The organism is Streptomyces sp. NPDC087787 (genome assembly GCF_044743035.1).
Taxonomy (GTDB): Bacteria; Actinomycetota; Actinomycetes; order Streptomycetales; family Streptomycetaceae; genus Streptomyces.
Genome location: NZ_JBIUVQ010000016.1, coordinates 154263 through 177718 on the forward strand (window position 1 = coordinate 154263; position 23456 = coordinate 177718).

Consider the following 23456-nt stretch of genomic DNA (forward strand, 5'->3'; position numbering starts at 1 on the left):
TCAGACGTGGATGGGCTGCGACACGCGGCCCGAGGCCTCGTCGATCTCGCCGTGCGCCTTGGTCAGGAGCTGCATGGCGAGTTCGTTGAGGGCCCTCGCGCCGGCGATCTCCTCGCCGACCCGCGGCTGGTCGGAGTCGGTGCGGTGGCGGCTGGCCCTGCCGTGGCCCCGGACCTCGCTGCCGTCGGGCAGGCGGACCAGCGCCGCCGCCCGGGTGTGCTGGCCGTCCTCCTGGAACTCCAGCTCGATGTGCCATCCCACAACGGTTTTCATCATGACGGTCACCTCCGGAACACCTGATTCCAGAGTGCCCCTCACCCGTCGCCCGCGCACCCAAGGAGCCGCCGCTACCCGGTGTGCAGCATCAGCCCGATACCGACGACCAGCAGCCCGGCGGCCGCGATCCGCGGCGCCCCGAAACGCTCCTTGAAGAACACGGCCCCGATCACGGCGCCCACGATGATCGACGGGCGAGCCCGCGGCGATCTACTGCCGCATGCCGGGGTCGAGGACCAGACCGGGGTGGAATGTGGAGTTCGACACGGGTTCCGCGACCGTCGCGGTCAAGGCGTCCGAGCAGATGGCGGGCGACGTTGTGCCTACGCAGTAGCCGGCGTCCGCGTCCAGCGGCCAGCGCCCGTTCGGCCGGCTACGTCACCGCGGTCAGCGTCGCGTAGACCACGACGTTGCTCAGGTAGCCGGTGCGCTTGGTGTAGCCGCCACCGCAGGTGATCAACCGGAGTTCGGGCCGGCCGGAACTGCCGTAAACCTTCTGGCTGGGGAACTTCTTCCTGTCGTAAAGCTCGACGGCGCGGACGGCGAACACCGTTGTCCGCCGGTCCGCCCGGATGATCTCGATGGTGGCGCCCTTGGTCAGGGCGCCGAGGTGGTAGAAGACACCGGGGTCGCCGGTGGGTGTGTCCAGATGCCCGGTGGCGATGGCGGTTCCTGCCGAGCCGGGAGCCGTCCCGTCGCCGTACCAGCCGACGAGGCCGGGTTTGCCACTTGGTGGAGTCCGTAGCGCCCCTGCCGCATCGAGGCCCACTCGTGTCATCGGGGCGTTCACGCCGATGGCGGCGATACGGAGCCGGACCGGATCCGCGGGGGGCAGCGGACGGACCGTGGGGCGGGTGGGGTCCGCGGAGGCCGAGAAGGCCTGGGCCGCCGATGGCTGCGGTGGCTTCTCGTCGTACGCCCCGCTGCTCAGCAGCACCGCACCTGCCGTCATCGCGCAGGCCAGAAGGAGCGTTGCAGGGATGCACGGATCTCGGGAAGCGCTGGTGTGGTGTCCGGGTGCCATCGCGGTTGGGCCTTTGCTTCAGGGCGGGTGCGTTGCAGCGGGTGATGTGGGCCTCGCGGTGAACGGGCCTCGCGGCCACCGGATCCATTCCGTTTCGGGGGCGGGTTACAGGCCGAAGCGGACGGGGCCGGCCGGCGGAGTCGGACGGTCAGGTCCGGTTGTCGTTCGGGCGGCGGCGCATCCAACCCACACCCCCGGCGGCGGCCGTGACGAGCAGCCCACCGCCCAGAGCGAGCCCCGTACCCGTGTCTTCGGCTGATCCGAAGCCGGCTCTGACCGAGCCGCTCGGAGGGCGGCCGATGACCCGGTACGTTTCCGTGACCTTGGTCCGTGGCGGACACTTCAGGGTGACTGTGTCGCTGCTGCCCGGCCTGGTTCCTTCCGGGATCTGGAACTGGCCGGTGAGTACGCCCTCCTGGTCGCCTCCGAAGAGGTGGAACTCTCCTCCCACCTCCGACCAGCCCTTGCCGTAGTCCGCGTCGGGGTCGCAGGCCCTCGTACTGACCGTGACCGTGGAACCGGGGTAGGCATTCCACGGGTCGATACGGACATCTGAGTCATCAGCGGCGGCAGCGGCCGGGATCTGCAGTCCGAGGGCACCGACAGCCAGTCCGATACCTGCACCCAAGAGTGTGTAACGCATGCGAATCCTCCAACGGAACTGTGTCCGGTCTGTCTGCGCGGCGCCTCTCCTGTGCTCCGCTCACGAGGCAACCGACAGTCCGACAGTCCCGCAACCTGACGCATCGCCACATGTGTCAACCAGTCAGGTGCCGCGGCGTTCCCCCTTGATCACTTACGCAGGTCACCGACGCGGAGATCGTCACTACCAATCACCCACCGTCCCGTCCCCATAACGGTGAAAGTCGACCGGGCGGCCTTGCTCGATGTGGTCCGCCTCAGTCAGCCGTGCCGGGGGCGGCGTGACCTTCCTGCGGGCCGGGACGACCTTGATGCGATCACCGCCGGCATCACTCGCTGGGCCGAGAGGAAACTGCGGCCCAGTTATTCCTGCGTGAGCAGCGCTTGACCGACGACTCCCGCAACGCGGCGATCGGGGCGAGTTCCGCCTTCGTCTGCGCCCACAGCACCAGCGCGTACGCCGCCACGGACAGTGCCGCGCCGAGCAGCCCCACCGCGGCGTACGGCCGCAGCACGCCGACCGTGCGGCCGCGCCATTGCCACACCGCGTATGCCGGGACCACCACGCCCTGGATCGCCATCAGCCAGGCGATGTAGCCGAGGGACGACCCGGAGGCCCGTACCCCGAGCCCGTCGACGACCGTGTACGCCGCGATGGCCAGTCCGGTCGCCAGGGCCGCGCCGATCGCCGCCCAGTCGGGCCGGCGTCCGCGCAGGCCCCACAGGGCGACACCGGTCAGTCCGGCGCAGGACACGACGATGCCCGCGGCGGCCCAGCCGTCGGGCACCTCGTGCGCGAAGAGGGCGGCGAGCACGGTGACGACGAGCGGGGCGGTGCCGCGCGCGATCGGGTAGGCCTGCCCGAAGTCGCCGAGCCGGAAGGACGTCATCAGCAGGGCGTAGTACACGACGTGGATGGTGGCCGAGAAGAGCAGGTACGGCCAGGCGGCGCGGGCCGGGAGGGCGGTGAACGGCGCCATGGCCAGCCCGATCAGCAGGCCGCCGCCCGCGATGAGTGTGAACCCGGTCAGTTTGTCGGTGATGCGGTGGGCGATCGCGTTCCAGCCGGCGTGGGTGACCGCGGCGAGCAGGACGGCCGCGGTGACCACCGGTGTCACGAGGTGCGCTCGCGCACGTCCACCAGGGTGCCGCCGGCCTGGGCGACCAGCGCCCCGGGTGCCATCGGGAAGACGGTGTACGGGGTTCCGGCTGCCGCCCAGATCACGTCGTGGCCGAGCAGCGACCGGTCGGCGAGCACGCGCGTGCGGGTCCGGTGCCCGAAGGGCGGTACGCCGCCGATGGCGTACCCGGTCGCCTCCCGCACGACGTCCGCCTCGGCCCGCGTGACCTTCTCGGCGCCGAGCTCCTCCCGGACCCGCTCGACGTCCACCCGGGAGGCGCCGTCCATGAGCACCAGCACCGGCTCCTTGTCGGCCGCGAAGATCAGCGACTTGCAGATCTGGCTCAGTTCGCAGCCGATGGCCGCCGCGGCCTCGGCGGCGGTCCTGGTCGCCTCGGGGAACCTGCGGACCTCGGGGAGCAGTTCGCCGAGGCCCAGCTCACGCAGTGCGTCGGCGAAACGGGGGTGGGCTCCCGACCCGGATGTCGTCGTCATGAACGGCAGGCTAGCCGCCGGTTCCTGACATCACGAAGGAATTCCCACGTGGTGGACGGGGCGCCGGGGACGGACGAGGCCGGTGAGGGTGCGCCGTCCCCACGGCACCCTCACCGGCCGTTCATTTCCGGCGGGCTACGAGGTCACGCCCCGACCAGCTCCCGCCGTTCGTCCGGGTCGGCGTGGAGCGGCTGCTCGGTGTGCAGGGCCGTACCCTCCACGTCGACGTCGGGCAGTACGCGCTCCAGCCACCCCGGCATCCACCAGGCCCGCCGGCCCAGCAGGGCCAGTACCGCCGGCACGATCGCCATGCGCACGATGAACGCGTCGAAGAACACCGCGATCGCCAGGCCGAAGCCGATCATCCTGACCATCGACTCGCTGGAGCCGATGAAGCCGGAGAAGACGGCGATCATGATGACCGCAGCGGCCGTCACCACCCGCGCCCCGTGCCGGAACCCGGTCACCACGGCCTGGCCCGGCGCCTCCCCGTGGACGTACGCCTCGCGCATCCGGGTGACGAGGAAGACCTCGTAGTCCATCGCGAGGCCGAAGACGACGCCCACCATGAAGATCGGCATCATCGACATGACCGGGCCGGTCTCCTCGACGTGCATCAGGCCCGACAGCCAGCCCCACTGGAAGACCGCGACCACCGCGCCGAGCGCCGCCAGCACCGACAGCAGGAAGCCGAGCGCCGCCTTGAGCGGGACGAGGACCGAGCGGAAGACCACGATCAGCAGCAGGAAGGCCAGGCCGACCACCAGTGCCAGATACGGCAGCAGCGCGTCGTTGAGCTTCTGCGAGACGTCGATGTTCATCGCCGTGGAGCCGGTGACGAGCACCTTCGCGTCGGTCTTCGCCTCGATGTCGCCACCCGCGCCGCGGATGGCGTGCACCAGGTCCTCGGTGGCGGTGGAGGACGGCTTGGAGTCGGGGACGACGGTCACCATCGCGGTGTCGCCGGCCTCGTTGGGCTGCGCCTCCGTCACCGTCACGACGTTCTTGAGGCCCTTGATCTCGTCGGTGACCTTGGTGAAGGACGCCTTGGGGTCGGCGCTGCCGCCGGCGTCGACCACGAGCAGCAGGGGGCCGTTGAAGCCGGGGCCGAAGCCCTCCGAGAGCAGGTCGTAGGCGCGGCGCTGGGTGGTGGAGACGGGCTGGGAGCCGTCGTCCGGCAGGCCCAGTTCGAGGGAGGCGGCCGGGATCGCGGCGGCGCCCAGGCCCAGCACGCCGAGCAGCAGCACGGCGACCGGGCGGCGGACCACGAAGCTCGCCCAGCGAGTGCCCATGTTGGGCCGCTCCGGCTGCGGCGCGGGGCGCCGGCGGCGGAGCAGCCCGCTCGTCGCGCCGATCGGCTTGACCCTGCGGCCCGCGTAGCCCAGCAGCGCCGGGATCATCGTCAGCGCGATGAGGACGGCGATGACGACCGTGCCGGCCGCCGCCAGGCCCATCTTCGTCAGCATCGGGATGTTGACCACGGACAGGCCCACGAGGGCGATGACGACGGTCAGACCGGCGAAGACCACCGCGGATCCCGCCGTACCGACGGCCCGTCCGGCGGCCTCCTCGCGCTCGCGGCCTTCGGCGAGTTCGGCGCGGTAGCGGGAGACGATGAACAGTGCGTAGTCGATGCCGACCGCGAGGCCGATCATCGTGGCCAGGATGGACGTGGTGGAGCCCAGGTCCAGGGCGTTGGCGAGGGCGGTGATCGTCGAGACGCCGATGCCGACGCCGATGAGCGCGGTCAGCAGGGGCAGTCCGGCCGCGACGAGCGAGCCGAAGGTGATGACGAGGACGACGGCCGCGATCGCGATGCCGATGACCTCGCTCGCGCCGGTCTCCGGCGCGGTCTGGAGGGCGTCGCCGCCGATCTCCACGGTCAGCCCGGCGTCCCGTGCGTGCTGGGCGGCCTCCTTCAGGGCGGTGCGGGAGGAGTCCTCCAGCTCCATGCCGGAGACCTTGTACCGCACCGAGGCGTAGGCGATCGTGCCGTCCTGGCTGACGGCGTGCACCTCGTAGGGGTCGGCCACGGAGGCGACCTCCGAGCCGCTGGACAGCTCCTCGACCGTCTTCTTCACGGTCGCCTTGTTCCCGGCGTCCGTCATCTTCTCGCCGCTCGGTGCCTTGAACACGACGCGGGCGGTGGCTCCGTCGGCGCTCGCGCCGGGGAACCGCTGTTCCAGCAGGTCGAAGGCCTTCTGCGCCTCGGTTCCCGGAATGGAGAAGGAGGTGTTTCCGGCGGCCGGCGCGGAGGCCGCGCCGACACCGGCGAGGGTGAGCAGCACCAGCCAGGCGAGGGCGACGAAGTGCCGTCGCCGGAAGGCGAGGCGGCCGAGTCTGTAGAGGAACGTGGCCACGTTGACGTACTCCCGGTCATGTCGTGGGAATGAAGGTGGGCAGGGGTGATCAGCCCGAGGACGTGAGCGGTGACGTCAGAGGGTGGGCTTGCTGGGGAGAGGTGTCAGGAAGTCGGTACGCCGAGGGCGGGGAGGACCACGGCGTCGAGGTACGAATGGAGGAAGTCCTGGGTCGGCGGCAGGCCCTCGATGAGCGCGCGGACGACGAACCCGCCGGCCAGCATGTGCACCACGAAGTCCAGCGCCGGGCAGTCCGCCCGGATCTCGCCCCGGTCGACGGCGCGTTGCAGCAGGCTGCGGAACGCGGCCATCTCCGGTTCGATGAGCTGGTCCCGGAAGGCCTGTCTGAGCTCCGGGTTGGTGTGCATGGCCATGGCCAGGGCCCGGATCAGCGCGGAGTTCTGCTCCATGGCGCAGTCGTCCTCGCGGACGAGGGCGTGCAGGTCGGTGCGGAGCGCTCCGGTGTCGATCGCGTCGAGCCGTGTCGGCTTGCCGTGCCGCATGGCCCGCACGACGAGTTCGGCCTTCCCGCCCCACTGGCGGTAGAGGGTGGCCTTGCTGGACCGCGTGCGGGCGGCGACGGCGTCCATGGTGAGGGAGTCGTAGCCGACCTCGCGAAGCAGGTCGAGTACGGCGGCGTACAGCTCCGCCTCACGCTCGGGCGTGATACGGCTCCGGCGCCCGGTCGCGACCTCGGCCATGTCCTCCGCCTTCCCGCTGGGAACGACACCGTTTCGTACATGAGAAATGTAGCGCACCCGCCGAACGAAACGAAACCGTTTCGTACGTGTCCTGGGTCACGACTGTCGGTTCCGCATAAGTTGCTGTGGCCCATACCCGGGCAAAGCATGGGAAGGTGAGTTATCTGCGCCTGCCGCACCTCAGCGGCGATCTGCTCTGCTTCGTGGCCGAGGACGACCTCTGGCTGGCGCCGCTCGACGGAGCGGGCCGTGCCTGGCGCCTCACGGTGGACCGCACCAAGGTCGGCCCACCCCGCTTCTCGCCCGACGGGCGGCACATCGCGTACACGAGCTGGCGCAGTCTGGTGCCCGAGATCCACCTGGTCGCGGTGGACGGCGGACCGGCCCGCCAGCTCACCTACTGGGGCAGCACCGACACCCGGGTGTGCGGGTGGGCGCCGCCCGACGAGCACGGCCGCACCGACATCCTCGCCGTCGCCTCCCACGGCGAGCCGTTCTCCTACTTCACCTGGGCCTACAAGGTCGGCACCGACGGCTCCCCCGGCCGCAAGCTGCCCTGGGGCCCGGTCTCCGACCTCCAGGTCGCCGACGTGGACGGCGGCCACAAGACCCTGCTGCTCACCGGCACGCCGCCGCACGAAGCGGCCTCCTGGAAGCGGTACCGGGGCGGCGCCACGGGCCGGCTGTGGCTGCACGGGCAGCGGCTGCTCGCCGGCATCGGCGGGCATCTGGCCTCGCCGATGTTCGTCGGCGGCCGGATCGCGTTCCTCTCCGACCACGAGGGCGTGGGCAACCTCTACTCCTGCGCGCCCGACGGCTCCGGCCTGCGCCGGCACACCGACCACGACGCCTTCTACGCCCGGCACGCCTCCAGCGACGGCACGCGGGTGGTGTACCAGTGCGCGGGCGACCTGTGGATGGTGGACGACCTGTCCGCGGACTCGGTCCCGCGCCGGCTGGAGGTGCGGACGAGCGGGCCGCGGGCGGGCCGCCGCCGCTACCAGGTGCCGGCCGCCCAGCACGTCGACGGCATCTCCGTCGACGAGACGGGCCGGGCCAGCGCGGTCGTCGTACGCGGCTCGCTGCACTGGCTGACCCACCGCGACGGCCCGGCCCGCACCCTGATCGACACGCCCGGTGTGCGCATCCGGCTGCCGGAGATGCTCGGCGGGACCGGCCAGGTCGCCTACGTCACCGACGCGGACGGCGAGGACGCCGTCGAGATCACCCACCTCCCCCGCGCCACCGGCGCCCGCCCGCCCCGGCGCCTCGCCTCCGGCCACCTCGGCCGCGTCCTGGAAATGGCCTCCGACCCCGCCGGCGACCGCCTGGCCCTCGCCTCCCACGACGGCCGCCTGCTCCTGCTCGACGTGAGCGACCTGAACGAGGAGGAGACGGCACAGGAGGTGGCCGCGGTCACGGGGCGGGGCGAGGAGACGGCGGAAGCGGCCGCGGTCGCGCCGGCCGGCACGGACAGGACCGAGGGCCACACGGAGGCGCACGAGCACGCGACGACCGACACCGATGCGCAGGACAAGCCGACCGCCACCGATACCGCAGGCGGCGCTCCGGGGGCGGGTGCGACCGATGGTCCGCTCGGCACCGGTGCGGCGGACGGCCCGACGGCCACCGACGCGACGGGTGGTCCCCTCGGGGCCGGAACGGCGGGCGGGTCCGCCGCCGCGGACGCCCGCGGGGGCGTCGGTACCGGTGCGGCGGACGGTTCCGGCGGGGCCGGTGCGTCCGGCGCCGGGGCCCGGGCCGGCGATGGTTCCGGTGGGCGGCTCACCGAGTTGGTGCGGTCCGGGAACGGGCCCGTGCGGGACCTGGCGTTCTCGCCGGACGGGGCGTGGCTGACCTGGTCGCATCCAGGGGTCGGACGGTCCCTGCGCCAGATCAGGATGGCGCGGATCCAGGACCGGCTGATCGTCGACGTCACCAACGGCCGCTTCGAGGACGAGAACCCGGTGTTCACCCGGGACGGCCGGTATCTGGCCTTCCTGTCCTGGCGCGGCTTCGACCCGGTGTACGACGTGCACACCGGGGACCTGTCCTTCCCGCTCGGCTGCAAGCCCTACCTCGTTCCGCTGTCCTCCGCGACCCCGTCCCCCTTCGCGCTGAACCCGGAGGGACGGCCGGCGGCCGGCGGTCTGGACCCCGTCGAGGACGAGGAGACCGGCGAGTCCGGCGCGGTGACCGTGGAGGTCGAGGGCCTGGCGAACAGGGTCACCCCGTTCCCCGTCATCGCCTCCAAGTACTCGGCACTGCACCCGGTCGCCGGCGGCGGCCTCGTCTGGCTGCGCTGGCCGATCTCCGGCGCCCTGGGCGAGACCTTCGCCAACCCGGACGACACCACCGGCCGGCCGACCCTGGAGCACTTCAACATCAGCCGGGCCAAGAAGTACGAACTCGTCGGCCATCTCGACTTCTTCGCCGTCAGCGGCGACGGCACCCGCCTGGTCGTCGTCGACGAGGGCGACCTGCGCGCGGTGCCGTCCACGGAGGTCGGCGACAGCGACACGACGACCTGGATCGACCTGCGCCGGATCCTGCACGTGGTCGACCCGGCCGCCGAGTGGCGCCAGTCGTACGAGGAGGCGGGCCGGCTGATCCGCGCCTACTTCTGGGAGCCGGACATGTGCGGCATCGACTGGAACGCGGTGCTCGCGCAGTACCGCCCGCTGGTCGAACGCGTCGCGTCCCCGGACGAGTTCGCCGACCTGCTGCGCGAGGTCCTGGGCGAACTGGGCACCTCCCACGCCTACGTCTCCCCCGCCCGCCGCAACGAGGGCCCGGCGCACTACCAGCGCCTCCAGGGCCTGCTCGGCGCCAACCTGACCTACCGCGACGGCCGTTGGGTGGTCCGGCGGATCCTGCCCGGTGACTCCTCCGACTCAAAGGCCCGCTCGCCGCTGGCCGGCACGGGCATCCGCGAGGGCGCGGTGCTCACCCACGTCGACGGGCGCCCGGTGGATCCGGTCACGGGCCCCTACCCGCTGCTCGCGGGGACGGGCGGCACGACGGTGGAGCTGACCTTCTCCCCCGCGGAGGGCCAGGGACCGCCGCGCCGGGTCGCCGTCGTGCCGCTGATCGACGAGCGCCCGTTGCGCTACCAGGACTGGGTGGCAAAACGCCGGGCCGTGGTAAGGGAGTTGAGCGGCGGCCGGTGCGGCTACCTGCACATCCCCGACATGGGCGGCTCCGGCTGGGCGCAGTTCAACCGGGACCTGCGCATGGAGGTGTCCCGGCCCGCGCTGATCGTCGACGTCCGCGGCAACGCGGGCGGCCACATCAGCGAGCTGGTCATCGAGAAGCTGACCCGCACCATCCTCGGCTGGGACCTGACGCGCGACGCCCAGCCCGTGTCGTACACCTCCGACGCGCCCCGCGGGCCCGTCGTGGCCCTCGCCGACGAGGCGACCTCGTCCGACGGCGACATGATCACGGCCGCCTTCAAGCTGCTCAAGCTGGGTCCCGTCGTCGGTCAGCGCACCTGGGGCGGGGTGGTCGGCATGACCGGCAGGCACCGCCTCGGCGACGGCACGGTGATCACGGTGCCGATGAACGCGGCCTGGTTCGACGCCTACGGCTGGTCCGTCGAGAACCACGGCGTCACCCCCGACGTGGAGAGCCTGCGCACTCCCCTGGACTGGGCCGAGGGCCGCCATGTCGAGATGGACGACGCGATCGAACTGGCCCTGGAACTCCTGGAGGCCAACCCGGCGGCGGTCCCGCCGGACTACCGTGACGTTCCCGACCGTTCACGGCCGAAGCTGCCTCCGCGCCGCTGAGCCGGGACTTGAGCGGCCGGGCCCGCAGGGACGTGGGGTGCCCCGGCATCCGGGACACCCCACGCCGTCACGCCGTCACGGCCGAGGCCGGGTTCGGCGACAACGCCGACTGCCGGCCGTGGCTAGCGGTCGTAGTCCTGGTTGAGACGGTCTTCCATCTCGTCAGGTGTGTCGTGGGCGTCGTGACGCCCGCGCTCACGCGGCTGGGACGGGCGCTGCCCGGCCTTCTCGCGGCCCTCGCCGGGGCGCTGCCGGCCTCCCTGCGGCCGCTGCTGCTCGCCCATGTCCTGGTGCTTGTCCTTCATACCCATGCTGTTCACTCCCGTGTTGTCGAGGCCGATCCCCAAGTGGGCCAGGGGGTCGGCCTCGACCAGATTCACACGGGCGGTGACCCTGCGCATGTCGATCAGTGACGTTGCGTAGCGGGTGCGGACCGGTGCCGTTCGTCGGCCGCCCCACCCGCCCCGACCAGCCCGGTCCGCACTCCCGACAGCCGGTCGGCGAAGCGCCGTACCTCCCGCTGCCCCACGGTGCCCACCACACCCGGCAGCCACCCGCGCACGCCCTGCATCCCACGCAGCCACCACTGCCCGTACACATGGGCGGCACGCCGCTCGATCCCGGCCACGATCCGGTCCACCGCGGGACCCAGCGGATAGGTCCGGCCGGCCGGCCACGGAAGCCGCTGCCTCAACTCCCGCATGACGTCGTCCTGATCGGCCCCGCGCACCATGTCGGTGTCCGTCCACGACAGGTAGGCGACGCCCACCCGCACGCCCCGGTGGCCGACTTCGGCGCGCAGGCTGTGCGCGTACGCCTCCACGCCGGACTTGGAGGCGCAGTACGCCGTCATCATCGGTGCCGGGGTGATGGCGGCGAGCGAGGCGATCTGGAGCAGATAGCCGCGGCTCGAGGTGAGCGCCGGCAGGAACGCCCGCCCGGTGACGGCCGATCCGATGAGGTTGACCTCGATCACCCGCCGCCAGGACTCGGGATCGGAGTCGGCGAACGGACCGCCGCTCGCCACACCCGCGTTGGCGACCACGATGTCGACCCTGCCGAACCGCTCCTCGACCTCCGCCGCGACCCGGACCATCGCCTCGTGATCGGTGACGTCGGCATGCCAGTGGGCGCTCTCGCCGTGCAGCCGCTTGCCGACCTGTTCGAGCAGGTCCGGTTCCAGGCCGACCAGCGCGATCTTCGCGCCCCGCGCGGACAGTTTGCGGGCGAGCAGTTCACCGACGCCCCGCGCGGCCCCCGTGACGACCGCGACCTGCCCCTCCAGGCTCACCCTGCTCATGCACCCTCCCTGATCCGTGCGACGCCGTGCTGCTCGTGTGCGCTTCCGTGCGCGGTGGCTCGGCCGGGCTCCTGGCCCGTGACCGGCCCGGGGAGGAACCCGGCGACAAGTTCCCGGATCTTCCCGGTGACCGTCCCCGGGTCCTCCACCGGCGTCATGTGGCCGAGCCCCAAAAGCTCGGTCAGGCCAACGCAGTTGGGCAGCGCGGCGACCAGCGACCGCGCGTGCTCCGGCGGGGTCAGCCGGTCGGCCGTGCCCGTGATTACCGCCACCGGCACCCTCAACCGCCGTACGTGGCCTTCGAGATCGAGTCCGTCCAGCACCTGCGACCAGGCGTGACGCACCCGGCGCGGGCAGGCGTGCACGATCCGCGCGCACGCCTCGACCATGCGCGGCGCCGAACCGGGGCCCATCGTGGCGTACTTGAGGATCCGCCGGGCGAGCGGAGTGACCGGTCCGAGCGGCACCCGGGAGCCGAGGACCCGCCGGGTGAGCCAGGTGCGCGGCCGGCCGGCCGGGATCGGTACGACGGTCGACCGGGCCACCAGCCGCGAACTGCCCGTGCTGCACAGCAGAACGGCCGCCGCGTGTTCCTCGAAGCCGGGCCGGCCGGCCGCGGCCATCACCGTCATCCCGCCCATCGAGTGGCCCGCGATCACCGCCTTCTCGCCGGGCGCGAGCGTCGCCGCGAGCACGGCTTCGAGGTCGTCGGCGAGCGCGTCGGTGCCGTATCCCCGGCTCGCCGGGCTGCGTCCGTGCCCGCGCTGGTCGTAGGCGATGACGCGGTGGCCGGCGGCCAGGTCCCGGATCTGCGCGGCCCAGAAGGCGGTCGAGCAGGTCCAGCCGTGGGCGAGGACGACGGCCGGGGCGGCGGGGCCGTCCGCCGGCCCGTGCACCTCGACGTGCAGCCGGGTGCCGTCGGCGGAGACTGCGGTGAGTTCGCGGGCGGGGACGGGAGGGTCGTACGGATCCGGGACGGGCTCGGGGGCAGGCTCCTGGGCAGCGTGGTCCTCCGGGCGGCGTTCGGCCGTCCGGCGGGCGGGACGGCTCACGCGTCCACCTCCACGGGCCGCAGCGCCGGGACCCGCCCCGCCGCGCCCCGGGACCCTGGCGGCCGGAGTATCTGGTACTCCGCGAGGTCCACCCGCCGTGTGGCCTGCCGGAACTCGGTGGTCGTACCGGGCCAGACGGTGGTGTTGCGGCCGCCCGCGTCCAGGTACCAGCTGGTGCAGCCGCCGGTGTTCCACACCGTGCGCTTCATGCGCGCCTGCACCTTGCGGTTCCAGGCGTTCACGGCACTGGGCCGGGCGTCGAGGGCGGCCCGGCCGCCGAGGACGCGCAGTTGGCGCAGGTAGTCGGCCAGGTAGTTCAGCTGGGACTCGATCATCAGGATCATCGAGGAGTTCCCGAGGCCGGTGTTGGGGCCGATGATCGTCATCCAGTTCGGGAATCCGGCCGCGGACGCCCCGCGCAGCGCCGCCATGCCGTCCTTCCAGCTCTCGGCGAGCGTCCGGCCGTCCGCGCCGACGACCCGCTCGGCGATCGGCATGTCGGTGACGTGGAAGCCGGTGCCGAAGACGATCGTGTCCACCTCGGCCTCGGTGCCGTCGGCGGCGACGACGGTCGACCCGCGGACCTCGCTCAGTCCACTGGCGACGACGTCCACGTTGTCCTGCGCGAGGGCCGGATAGTAGGTGCTGGACAGCAGTATCCGCTTGCAGCCGATGCGGTAGTCGGGGGTGAGCCTGGCCCGGAGGTCCGGGTCCTTGACGGCACGGGCCATGTTGGCCTTGGCCAGCCGCTCCACGAAACCGAGCTGACCCGGGTGTCTGGTGAACGCCTGGACCTGCAACTCACGTATGCCCCACAGCAGTCCGCGGCGCAGTTGCGCGGTCAGCGGCAGCGCCCGGTGCATCCGGCGCTCGGCGCCGCTGATCTCGCGGTCGACGCGGGGCATCACCCACGGCGGGGTGCGCTGGAAGAGGGTGAGCCGGGCGGCCTCGGGCTGGATGGACGGCACGATCTGGATCGCGGAGGCTCCGGTGCCGACCACCGCGACCCGCTTGCCCGCGAGGTCGTGACCGTGGTCCCAGCGGGCGGAGTGGAAGACCTTGCCGGGGAAGGAGTCGAGCCCGGGTATGTCCGGGATCCTCGGTTCGGACAGCGGCCCGGTCGCGCTGACCACGACGTCGGCCGACAGGTTCCCGCCAGTGGTGTCGATGTCCCAGCGCAGCCTCTCGCCGTCCCAGGTCATCCTCGTGACCTCGGAGTTGAGGCGCAGGTGCGGGCGGAGGCCGAAGACGTCCGTGACGTGCTCCAGATAGGCGCGGATGTGCTCCTGTCCGGAAAAGGTGCGCGGCCAGTCGGGATTGGGCGCGAACGAGAACGAGTACAGGTGCGAGGGCACGTCGCAGGCACACCCTGGATAGCTGTTGTCGCGCCAGGTACCGCCGACGCTGCCGGCCCGCTCCAGCACGACGAAGTCGGTGATCCCCTCCCGGCGCAGCCGCACGGCGGCGCCCAGGCCACCGAAGCCGGACCCGATCACCGCGACCCGCACATGCCGGTCCGTCCGCCCGTGCCGGTGCTCGTGCTCGTCCTCGTGCTCGGCCATTGAGCGCCCCTCCCATTGACTCGCGTGACAGCGACCCGCGTGCAACCTTCAGCGACTCTGCCAGTGAACACTGGCGCAATGGGGAGCGTAGAGGAGGTCCGTACCGATCGGTAGGGGGGCGACCGAGGAAAAGTTACCGCCGGTACAACATAGGCTGCTGTCGTGGCAGGAGACGGTGGAGCAGGCGGTGGCCGACGCGAGTACCGCATGGAGGAGCTGGCCCGGCTGGCCGGCATCACCGTGCGCACCCTGCGCTTCTACCGCGAGCGCAAACTGATCCCGCCACCGCGCCGCGAGGGCCGTATCGCCTGGTACGACGACCACCACCTGGCCCGGCTGCGCACGATCTCGGCCCTGCTGGAACGCGGCCACACGCTGAACGGCATCGCCGAACTGGCCGAGGCCTTCGACCACGGCCGCGACGTCGGCGACCTGCTGGGCCTCGGCGTCCCCACCGAGGAGACGCCGGTCCGCCTGACCCCCGAGGAACTCGCCGACCACTTCGCGGGCGAGGTCACCGCCGAGAACCTGGCCGCCGCCATGGAACTCGGCTACCTGGGCACCGACGGCGACGAACTCGTCCACATCAGCCGCCGTCTGCTGGACGTCTCCGCCGCCCTGGTCCGCGAGGGCATCCCGCTCGCCGAGGTCCTCGAAACAGGCAGCCGCGTCCGCGAACACGCCGACGCGCTCGCCGAACTCTTCACCGCCCTGATCCTGCGTCACGGCCCCGAGGACGACCTGGGCCGACTGCGCCCGCTGGCCAAGAGCGTGGTGGAGGCGGAAGTGTCGATGGCCCTGGACCGACGGCTGCGCAAACAGCCGTAGCGGAGGCTAGGGTCGATCCAAACGAGAGGCCCTAGAGGTCGTACACCACCGTCACCGGGGCGTGGTCCGACCAGCGCTCGGCATGGGTGGCCGCCCGCTCGACGTACCCCTTGACGGCCCTGGCGGCGAGACCGGGCGTGGCCACGTGGAGGTCGATCCGCCATCCAGTGTCGTTGTCGAATGCCCGCCCCCGGTAGGACCACCAGGTGTACGGTCCCTCGCCGCCCGGGTGCAGTGCGCGCACGACGTCGACGTACCCGCCGGCCTCGGGCGCGAAGACCGTGCTCAGCCACTCCCGCTCCTCGGGCAGGAAGCCCGAGTTCTTGGTGTTGCCGCGCCAGTTCTTGAGGTCGGCCTGCTGGTGGGCGATGTTCCAGTCGCCGCAGACGAGGACCTCGCGGCCGTCGGCGGCGGCCCGTTCCCGCAACTCCTTGAGATGGGCGAGGAACTCGTCCATGAAGCGGACCTTCTCGTCCTGCCGCTCGGTGCCGACCTCGCCGGACGGCAGGTACAGGCTGACGACCGTGACACCGGGCAGGTCGGCCTCGACATAGCGTCCGCTGCCGTCGAACTCGGCCGATCCGAACCCCACCCGGACCCGGTCGGGTTCGCGGCGGGTGTAGAGGGAGACACCGGCCCGTCCCTTGGCCGCGGCCGGCGCGTGCACGACGTACCAGCCGTCCGGCGTACGGACCGGCTCCGGCAACTGGTGCGGCTCGGCCCGCACCTCCTGGAGGCACAGCACATCGGCCCCGGTCCCCGCGAGCCACTCCACGAAGCCCTTCTTGGCGGCGGCGCGCAGGCCATTCACATTGACGGAGGTCACAGTCAGCACCCGGGCACCTTACCGGCACACTGGACGAGGTCTTCCCAAAGGCCTCCGCCTCCCTCCTCCGCCTGGACATACGGTTTCCCACATGAACATCCGCCCCGTGCCCTTCGACCACCCCGACGCCGTCAAGCTGAACGACGAGGTGCAGGCCGAGTACCACATCCGCTACGGCGACGGCGGCGACGCCACCCCCCTCGACGCGGCCGACTTCCGGCCGCCGAACGGCGTGTACCTGATCGCCTACGACGAGGACGGCACCCCCGTCGCCACGGGCGGATGGCGCAGCCAGGACAAGAACGCCGAGGGCAACGAGGACGGCGACGCCGAACTCAAGCGTATGTACGTGACCGAGCCGATGCGCGGCCGCGGCCTGGCCCGCCGCCTCCTCGCCGCCCTGGAGGCCGATGCCCGCGACGCCGGCCGCCTCCGCATGGTCCTGGAAACCGGCGACCAACAGCCGGAGGCCGTCGCCCTGTACAGCTCCAGCGGCTACGAACCGTGCACGAAGTTCGGCTACTACCGTGAGTACGAATCAAGCATCTGTCTGGCAAAGCCGCTCCGGCCCTGACCCGAGCCCGGAGGGGGCTTCGCGAAACACGTCGAAGCCCTGGCCGGTTTCCCGACCAGGGCTTCGAGCTGCGTGGACCTGATGAAATTCGAACCCTGGCCCACAGTTCTTCGCGGTTTCCCGCAGCGTGACTCCGGCCGACCTTGCTCGTCGCCCACTCGGCACAGTTGCCGACGGAGGCGCGGTGTGCGTGTGTGCTCCGGCTGAAGAGCCGTACAACGGTCACACACCGCGCTCCGTAGGCGCTGAGCGGTGACTACCTGTAGCCGCCGTAGCCGTGACCGCCATAGCCGCCGTAGCCGTGGCCGCCATAGCCGCCGTGACCGCCGTAGCCGCCGTAGCCGTGACCGCCATAGCCGCCATAGCCGTGACCGCCATAGCCGCCGTAGCCGTGGCCGCCATAGCCGCCGTGGCCGCCGTAGCCGCCGTGACCGCCATAGCCACCGTGACCGCCATAGCCGCCGCCGTGGCCGCCGCCGTGGCCGCCGCCGTGGCCGCCGCCGCCGTGGCCGCCGCCGCCGTGGCCGCCGCCTCCGGCCTCACCGTAGGAGCTCACGGCGGTCTGCGGGGCGTGAGCCGGAGCAGCAGCTGCGGTCCCCGCCGCACCGATCGCGGCACCACCGGCCACGAGAACGCCGGCTGCGGTAACCGCAAAGAGGTGCTTCAGACGCTGTGCCTGCATGATCTGTGCCTTCCACTTGATCGACTTGCGCGCTGTCGGACGCGCGATTGTCGGCCGCGGCCATGGAAGATGCGCGACGTGATCTTGAATTCCCCCACACGTCATGGCGGGAAGAGCTTCCCTGCCCGGCTCCGTAGTCCCCCAGTGCGGGGGGGTTTCACGAATGCGCCGAGGCTGCGGTCTTCAAGGATCCACCGGAAGGGGCGAACTGCCGGGTTCCGGCTCCCTCTCACCTACGCTAGCCGCCCTTTGAGCGATCGCATCTTGAGCGGGCTGTCGACCATGACCGCCACCCCGGCGAGGACCGCCGTCTGATCACCAGCGCATGCCGCCCAGCTCTGCCCGGTAGGTCAACTCTCCAGCAGAAAAGCGGAGTTGGATCACATCCAGGCCCACAGGCGTCGGTTGGACACAGCTCGTCGTCGAGTGCGGACAGTCCGCCGACGCGCCGGGCGCCGCGGAAGCCCGGCGGGCACCTTGGGCAGCAGGATCCGGAGCGGTTGCCGTACTTCGCTGCCGCACGACACGTCAAAGCCCCGGTCGGTTTCCCGACCGGGGCTTTGAGCTGCGTGGACCTGAGGGGATTTGAACCCCTGGCCCCCTCGATGCGAACGAGGTGCGCTACCGGACTGCGCCACAGGCCCTTGCAACGAGTGAAACTCTAGCATCCTCGTCCGGGTGGTTGGTAATCCGTTGCCGGGCTGGTCAGGGGCGGGAGTCACTCATTGGCCGCGCGGGGGCGGTCGCCCTCCTCGTACTGGTCGAAGAGCGGGGTGCGGCCGCGCTCGCGGGAGCGGCGGGCCGAGGCTGCGCGGCGGGCGTCGGTGCGGCCGTCGGCGGCGGGCCTGTCCTCGGTGTGCGGCTCCGGTTCGGGCGTGGCCGGGGCCGCCGCCTCCTGTTCCGGCACGGCGGCGGAGGACCGCGCCGAGCTCCAGGCGTCCGGCGCGCCGAGGTCCACGTCGGAGGTGGCACGCGGGGCGACCGGGGCGGTGACGTAGGTGGGCAGCGGCACCGGCACCGGGTCCCAGCTGTCGCCCTGGCCGGGGCGGTGCTGGCGCTCGCGCTGCTGGTCGAGCCACTCGGCGTGGTCGGTCTGCTCGACCAGGGCCCGCCGGTCGGCGGCGAGGGCGGACAGGTCCGGGTCCGTCTCCGGCTCGGGGCCCGCGTCGGGCTCGTCCGCGGCGGGATCCAGAGGTGTGCGCCGACGCGGCTGACGGCGGCTCTCGCGCAGCCGCTGCGCGGCGACCTCGGCGCGGCGGCGGTCCATCTGGTAGGCGAAGCGGTGCCGTTCCTGGGAGCGCAGGTACGCGATGTACGCGCTGAGCAGCACGGCGGGCGCTCCGGGCGCCCACAGGAAGGTGAGCCCGCCGACCGCGGCGACGATCGCGCCGAGGGTGAAGGCGAGGAAGAGGATGACGGTGGTGCGTCTGCGGCGGGCGAGGACCTTCGAGCGCCGGGCACGCGCCGCGGACACCTCCGCGCGCGGCGGGCGCCGGGTAGCGGGTACCCGCGGGTGCGCGGACGCCTCGGCGGGCGGACGCGCGGACACGCCGGCCGGCGGTGCCGCCGCCGGTGACGCGGCCCGGGCGGCCGGCTTGGCGGCCGGCTCGCGCTCGTCGTGGCCGCGGGCCGGTTCCCGCCCGTCCCGTGCCGGCGGCTGCCGGCGCTCCGGCGAAGAACGGTCCGGGGGCATGGCGAAGGCCCGGACGTCCACCGAGTCGGTGACGGCGTCCGGCTCCCCGTCGGCGGGCTCCCCCTCCTCGGCGGAGCGCGCCCTGAGGTCCTTGGCGTACCGGCGCTCCATCCCCGCCCGTCCGGACAGGAACCGGATGGCGGTGCTGAAGCGTTCCGTCGGACGGGCCTCGTTCAGCTCGTCCTGCCTACGGAGCCACATCGGCACCAAGTAGGCGGCCCAGGCCCCGACGATGACTGCGTAGATGAGGCCGCTGCTGCTCACGCCTCACACGGTAGAGGGGTTTGCGTGAGGCCATCTGCCAATTGCGCCGGTGTGTCGCACGATCTGGCTGATATTTCGAACTTTTTTTGCGATCGATGTGATCAACAGGACGTCAAGGAGGGGAATTCATTGCCACCCGCACGATCGGGAGCGGGTCCGGTTCAGATCGCCGGCCGATCAATTTCGAACATTCATTCAATTTCCGGGTGAGGTGCGATTCCCCTTCGGCGTCCGCAGGGAACGGGTCCGGCGCCAGCGGTTCAGCAGCCCGTCGGGCACCTCCTCCGCGGTGAGCGCGAACACCATGTGATCGCGCCAGGCACCGTCGATGTGGAGATAACGGGGCCGCAGGCCCTCCTCGCGGAATCCGAGTTTCTCCACCACGCGCCGGCTCGGACCGTTCTCGGGCCGAATGCAGACCTCCATGCGGTGCAGCCCCACCGTGCGGAAACAGTGGTCCACCACCATCGCCACGGCCGTCGGCATCACCCCGCGGCCGGCCACCGACTCGTCGACCCAGTAGCCGACGTGGCCCGAGCACATCGAGCCCCAGGTGATCCCCGCGACCGTCAACTGCCCCACCAGGCGCCCCTGGTACTCGATGACGAACGGCAGCATCCGGCCCGCGTGCGCCTCCGACCTGAGGTGGCGCACCATCTGCCGGTAGGTCGGCCGGTGCGTGATGGGCCCGCTGGGCGTGGGCGGCGGAATCGTCGCCTCCCAGGGCCTGAGCCAGTCCCGGTTGCGCCGGTTCACCTCGCGCCAGGCCCGCTGGTCGCGCAGCTTTATCGGCCGGAGGACGACATCGCCCTCCGCGAGCACGACGGGCCAGGATGGGCTGTTCAGCTCGCACCCCCACTGCCGGCACCGGGTCTGGCGTGGTCGCCGCCGCGCACCTGGTCGACGGCGTGCCTCAACAGCGGTTCCAGGACGGCCAGTCCGTCCTTCACCCCGCCCGTCGAGCCCGGCAGGTTGACGATCAGCGTCCCTCCGGCCACTCCGGCCAGCCCCCGGGACAGCGCCGCGGTCGGCACCTTCCGCATGCCGAACGCCCGGATGGCCTCCGCGATGCCCGGCACCTCGGTCTCGATCACCCGGCGGGTGGCCTCGGGCGTGCGGTCGGTGGGCGAGACGCCGGTGCCTCCGGTGGTGACGACGGCGTCGTAACCGGCCTCGACGGCGGCGCGCAGCGCGGCCTCCACCGGGTCCCCGTCCGGTACGGCCTGCGGCCCGTCGACGGCGAAGCCGGCGCGCCGCAGGCCCTCGGCGACCAGCGGACCGCCCGTGTCCTCGTAGACCCCGGCGGCGGCCCGATTGGAGGCCGTGACCACAAGAGCGCTGTACGGCGCGAGCAGCGCGCCTCCGGCCGACGCGTCCAGTGTCATGTCCGGCTCCAGTCGCCCGACTTGCCGCCCGTCTTCTCCTCCACCCGTACGTCCGTGATGACCGCTCCCTTGTCGACCGCCTTGACCATGTCGATCACGGTGAGCGCGGCGACGGACACCGCGGTGAGCGCCTCCATCTCGACGCCCGTGCGGTCCGTGGTCCTCACCGTGGCCTCGATCTCCACGGCGTCGTCCGCGACCGACAGCTCCAGTCTCACACCGGACACCGACAGCGGGTGGCACAGCGGGATGAGGTCCGGGGTGCGCTTGGCGCCCATGATCCCGGCGATCCGCGCGGTGGCGAGGGCGTCGCCCTTGGGCACCCCCTCGCCGCGCAGCAGCTCGACCACGCGGGGCGAGACGAGGACGCGGCCGCTGGCGCGGGCGGTGCGCGCGGTCACGTCCTTGCCGGAGACGTCGACCATGCGGGCCGCGCCCGCGTCGTCGATGTGCGTCAGCCGGTCCGGCGCTGGGGGTCCGGGGGTCTCCCCCCGGGATGGCACAGTCATGATCGTGTGGGGCTCCAGGTCCGGGCCCGTCGCCGTGCGGCGCACGGGCCTGTTGTGCGCGACACGGTACCGCCACCCCGCGCGGCTCAGCCGAGCAGGACCACCTCGACCTCGGCGCCGGGCTCGACGGACTCGGTGTCCTCGGGCACGACGATGAGCGCGTCGGCCAGCGCGAGGGCGGCGACCAGATGGGATCCGGCGCCTCCCACGGGCCTGACCTCGCCGTCCGCGTGCACCCCGCGCAGGAACTGCCTGCGTCCCTTCGGCGAGGTCAGCGCCCGGTCCGCGGCCAGCGTCGCGCGGGCGGTCGGCCGGTGGACGTCCCGAAGGCCCATCAGGGTGCGGATGACGGGGCGGACGAACAGCTCGAAGGAGACGTACGAGGACACCGGGTTGCCCGGCAGGGCCAGCAGCGGGACGTGGTCGGCGCCGACGGTCCCGAAGCCCTGCGGCTTGCCGGGCTGCATGGCGAGCTTGCGGAACTCCACTCCGCCGCCCGGCTCGTCCTCGTCCCCCACGTGGGACAGCGCCTCCTTGACCACGTCGTACGCGCCCACGCTCACCCCGCCGGTGGTGACCAGCAGGTCGGCGCGGACGAGCTGGTCCTCGATGGTGGAGCGCAGGGTGTCGGGGTCGTCGGGGACGGCGCCCACCCGGTAGGCGATGGCTCCCGCGTCCCGGGCGGCCGCGGTCAGGGCGAAGCTGTTGGAGTCGTAGATCTGGCCGTCGCCGAGCTGCTCGTCGGGCTGGACGAGTTCGCTGCCGGTGGACATCACCACCACGCGCGGGCGCGGACGCACCAGGACCGTGCCGAGCCCGATCGCGGCGAGCAGCGCGATCTGCGGCGGCCCGAGGACCGTTCCGGCCCGCAGGGCGCACTCTCCCGCCTCCACGTCGCTGCCCTTCGCGCGCACGTGCGCGCGTGCCTCGGCGGGCCGGTACACGCGTACGTGCCCGCCGGCGCCCTCGGGGGCGAGGCTGCGGGCGCGCATCGTGTTCACCGGGCCCTCGCCGAGCCCTCCGTCCGTCCACTCCACGGGGACGACCGCCTCGGCCCCCGGCGGCAGCGGGGCACCGGTCATGATCCGCGCCGCCTGTCCCGGCCCCACCCGGAGCAGGCCGGCCGCGCCCGCCGCGACGTCCCCGACGACCTCCAGGGCGGCCGGGAACTCCTCGCTCGCGCCCGAGACGTCCGCGAGCCGCACCGCGTAGCCGTCCATGGAGCTGTTGTCGAACGGCGGCAGGGAGAGCGGCACCGTCACGTCGTCGACCAGGACGCAGCCCTGGGCGTCGAGCAGCTGCAGCTCGATGGGTTCCAGGGGGCGGACGGTGGTGAGGATGTCCTCCAGGTGCTCGTCCACCGACCACAGGTGGTCCGGGCCGGCGGTGCGGGGCTCGGCGCTGCTCAACGTCGTTACATCTCCTCGGCTACGTACCGCTGAAGCCAGGCCCTGAAGTCCGGGCCCAGGTCTTCACGTTCGCACGCGAGTCTGACAATGGCACGCAGATAGTCGCCGCGGTCACCGGTGTCGTAGCGGCGGCCCTTGAAGACGACGCCGTGCACCGGACCGCCGGCCCGCTGCTCGTCGGTGGCCGCCGACGCGTGCGCCTCGGCCAGGTGCTGGAGGGCGTCCGTGAGCTGGATCTCGCCGCCGCGACCGGGCTCGGTCTTGCGGAGTACGTCGAAGATGTGCGGGTCGAGGACGTAACGGCCGATGATCGCGTAGTTGGAGGGGGCCTGCGCCGCGTCCGGCTTCTCGACCAGACCGGTCACCCGGACGACGTCGCCGTTCTCGGTGGCCTCCACGGCAGCGCAGCCGTAGAGGTGGATCTGCTCGGGCGTGACCTCCATGAGGGCGATCACGCTGCCGCCGTAGGTCTCCTGGACCTCGATCATCCGCTGGAGCAGCGGGTCGCGGGGGTCGATCAGGTCGTCGCCGAGCAGGACGGCGAAGGGCTCGCTGCCCACGTGCGGGGCGGCGCAGAGCACGGCGTGGCCCAGGCCCTTGGGGTCGCCCTGGCGGACGTAGTGCATCGTCGCGAGGTCGCTGGACTCCTGCACCTTGGCGAGCCGCTCGCCGTCGCCCTTCTTCTCCAGGGCCGACTCCAGCTCGTAGTTGCGGTCGAAGTGGTCCTCCAGGGGCCGCTTGTTGCGACCGGTCACCATGAGGACGTCGTCGAGGCCCGCGGAGACGGCTTCCTCGACCACATACTGGATCGCCGGCTTGTCGACGACCGGCAGCATCTCCTTGGGAGTGGCCTTGGTGGCCGGCAGGAACCGGGTGCCAAGACCTGCCGCGGGAATGACAGCCTTGCTGATCCTGGGGTGCGCCTGTGTCATGGCCGCAACCCTATCCGCTGCCTTTGCGGGG

22 protein-coding genes, 1 tRNA gene and 1 pseudogene are annotated in these 23456 nt (G+C 72.0%); 3 read left to right on the plus strand and 21 right to left on the minus strand.

The genetic code is table 11. From position 1 onward, the window contains the following. The 8 genes and pseudogenes from ACIOWN_RS25070 to ACIOWN_RS25105 all read right to left on the minus strand — a co-directional run bounded on the left by ACIOWN_RS25070 (window position 1) and on the right by ACIOWN_RS25105 (window position 6618). Window positions 1-276: a DUF1876 domain-containing protein gene (locus ACIOWN_RS25070; protein WP_100571142.1), complete on the minus strand. Its 276-nt coding sequence runs from the start codon at window positions 274-276 to the stop codon at window positions 1-3. Window positions 277-347: 71 nt separating this feature from the next. Beyond that, window positions 348-467 (minus strand): annotated as a pseudogene (locus ACIOWN_RS25075) (EamA family transporter); the annotation flags it as partial. Between the two features lie 182 nt (window positions 468-649). Continuing rightward, window positions 650-1228 carry a class F sortase gene (locus tag ACIOWN_RS25080; protein WP_362345474.1) on the minus strand — a complete coding sequence of 193 codons (579 nt, stop codon included), beginning with the start codon at window positions 1226-1228 and terminating at the stop codon, window positions 650-652. A gap of 220 nt (window positions 1229-1448) precedes the next feature. Further along, the gene (locus ACIOWN_RS25085; RefSeq protein WP_362345476.1) at window positions 1449-1943 is read right to left on the minus strand and encodes a sortase; all 495 of its coding nucleotides are present in this window, start codon (window positions 1941-1943) and stop codon (window positions 1449-1451) included. A gap of 328 nt (window positions 1944-2271) precedes the next feature. Beyond that, window positions 2272-3060, minus strand: coding sequence for an EamA family transporter (locus tag ACIOWN_RS25090; protein WP_362345478.1), 789 nt, complete (start codon window positions 3058-3060; stop codon window positions 2272-2274). Next, window positions 3057-3557, minus strand: coding sequence for a YbaK/EbsC family protein (locus tag ACIOWN_RS25095; protein WP_362345480.1), 501 nt, complete (start codon window positions 3555-3557; stop codon window positions 3057-3059). Before ACIOWN_RS25095 ends, ACIOWN_RS25090 begins: the two co-directional genes overlap by 4 nt. Window positions 3558-3700: 143 nt before the next feature. Then, entirely contained in the window at window positions 3701-5917 is a 2217-nt protein-coding gene (locus ACIOWN_RS25100) for an MMPL family transporter (RefSeq protein ID WP_401983371.1), read from the minus strand. A 104-nt stretch (window positions 5918-6021) separates the two neighbouring features. Beyond that, window positions 6022-6618: a TetR/AcrR family transcriptional regulator gene (locus ACIOWN_RS25105; RefSeq protein ID WP_362345483.1), complete on the minus strand. Its 597-nt coding sequence runs from the start codon at window positions 6616-6618 to the stop codon at window positions 6022-6024. Between the two features lie 155 nt (window positions 6619-6773). Between ACIOWN_RS25105 and ACIOWN_RS25110 the strand changes: the two genes are divergently transcribed. Next, on the plus strand, window positions 6774-10409 hold the full coding sequence (locus tag ACIOWN_RS25110) for a S41 family peptidase (protein WP_401983372.1): 3636 nt from the start codon (window positions 6774-6776) through the stop codon (window positions 10407-10409). A gap of 122 nt (window positions 10410-10531) precedes the next feature. Here the strand turns inward: ACIOWN_RS25110 and ACIOWN_RS25115 are convergent, their stop codons facing one another. Genes ACIOWN_RS25115 through ACIOWN_RS25130 form a run of 4 tightly spaced genes read right to left on the minus strand, consistent with a single transcriptional unit; the run spans window position 10532 to window position 14323 of the window. Beyond that, window positions 10532-10810, minus strand: a complete 279-nt coding sequence (locus ACIOWN_RS25115) for a hypothetical protein (protein WP_362345487.1) — start codon at window positions 10808-10810, stop codon at window positions 10532-10534. A 5-nt stretch (window positions 10811-10815) separates the two neighbouring features. Next, window positions 10816-11709, minus strand: a complete 894-nt coding sequence (locus tag ACIOWN_RS25120) for an SDR family oxidoreductase (protein ID WP_362345489.1) — start codon at window positions 11707-11709, stop codon at window positions 10816-10818. Continuing rightward, complete coding sequence (locus tag ACIOWN_RS25125) at window positions 11706-12761, minus strand: alpha/beta fold hydrolase (protein ID WP_401983373.1); 1056 nt, start codon at window positions 12759-12761, stop codon at window positions 11706-11708. Before ACIOWN_RS25125 ends, ACIOWN_RS25120 begins: the two co-directional genes overlap by 4 nt. Then, entirely contained in the window at window positions 12758-14323 is a 1566-nt protein-coding gene (locus tag ACIOWN_RS25130; protein WP_362345493.1) for an NAD(P)/FAD-dependent oxidoreductase, read from the minus strand. The genes ACIOWN_RS25125 and ACIOWN_RS25130 overlap by 4 nt, the downstream gene beginning before the upstream one ends. A gap of 207 nt (window positions 14324-14530) precedes the next feature. Here ACIOWN_RS25130 and ACIOWN_RS25135 point away from each other — a divergent pair, with 207 nt between their 5' ends. Beyond that, window positions 14531-15151: a MerR family transcriptional regulator gene (locus tag ACIOWN_RS25135; RefSeq protein WP_362345973.1), complete on the plus strand. Its 621-nt coding sequence runs from the start codon at window positions 14531-14533 to the stop codon at window positions 15149-15151. 31 nt (window positions 15152-15182) lie between these two features. Here ACIOWN_RS25135 and ACIOWN_RS25140 read toward each other — a convergent pair whose 3' ends face one another. Next, entirely contained in the window at window positions 15183-15986 is an 804-nt protein-coding gene (locus ACIOWN_RS25140) for an exodeoxyribonuclease III (RefSeq protein ID WP_362345495.1), read from the minus strand. An 82-nt stretch (window positions 15987-16068) separates the two neighbouring features. Here ACIOWN_RS25140 and ACIOWN_RS25145 point away from each other — a divergent pair, with 82 nt between their 5' ends. Beyond that, on the plus strand, window positions 16069-16551 hold the full coding sequence (locus tag ACIOWN_RS25145) for a GNAT family N-acetyltransferase (RefSeq protein WP_362345497.1): 483 nt from the start codon (window positions 16069-16071) through the stop codon (window positions 16549-16551). A gap of 256 nt (window positions 16552-16807) precedes the next feature. Here the strand turns inward: ACIOWN_RS25145 and ACIOWN_RS25150 are convergent, their stop codons facing one another. From ACIOWN_RS25150 to galU, 8 genes are all read right to left on the minus strand, one after another. Beyond that, window positions 16808-17107: a hypothetical protein gene (locus tag ACIOWN_RS25150; RefSeq protein ID WP_401983374.1), complete on the minus strand. Its 300-nt coding sequence runs from the start codon at window positions 17105-17107 to the stop codon at window positions 16808-16810. A 696-nt stretch (window positions 17108-17803) separates the two neighbouring features. Then, window positions 17804-17877 (minus strand) — tRNA-Ala (locus ACIOWN_RS25155). Window positions 17878-17951: 74 nt separating this feature from the next. Continuing rightward, window positions 17952-19190: a gephyrin-like molybdotransferase receptor GlpR gene (gene glpR, locus ACIOWN_RS25160; RefSeq protein ID WP_362345501.1), complete on the minus strand. Its 1239-nt coding sequence runs from the start codon at window positions 19188-19190 to the stop codon at window positions 17952-17954. 195 nt (window positions 19191-19385) lie between these two features. Further along, window positions 19386-20012, minus strand: coding sequence for a GNAT family protein (locus ACIOWN_RS25165; protein WP_362345503.1), 627 nt, complete (start codon window positions 20010-20012; stop codon window positions 19386-19388). 20 nt (window positions 20013-20032) lie between these two features. Next, window positions 20033-20575: a molybdenum cofactor biosynthesis protein B gene (locus ACIOWN_RS25170; protein WP_401983375.1), complete on the minus strand. Its 543-nt coding sequence runs from the start codon at window positions 20573-20575 to the stop codon at window positions 20033-20035. Then, a complete protein-coding gene (moaC, locus tag ACIOWN_RS25175) occupies window positions 20572-21084 on the minus strand; it encodes a cyclic pyranopterin monophosphate synthase MoaC (protein ID WP_362345506.1) in 513 nt (170 codons plus the stop codon). The genes ACIOWN_RS25170 and moaC overlap by 4 nt, the downstream gene beginning before the upstream one ends. Window positions 21085-21170: 86 nt before the next feature. Next, on the minus strand, window positions 21171-22493 hold the full coding sequence (gene glp, locus ACIOWN_RS25180; RefSeq protein WP_401983376.1) for a gephyrin-like molybdotransferase Glp: 1323 nt from the start codon (window positions 22491-22493) through the stop codon (window positions 21171-21173). Window positions 22494-22498: 5 nt separating this feature from the next. Beyond that, window positions 22499-23425: a UTP--glucose-1-phosphate uridylyltransferase GalU gene (gene galU / locus ACIOWN_RS25185; RefSeq protein ID WP_362345510.1), complete on the minus strand. Its 927-nt coding sequence runs from the start codon at window positions 23423-23425 to the stop codon at window positions 22499-22501. Window positions 23426-23456: the final 31 nt, after the last annotated feature.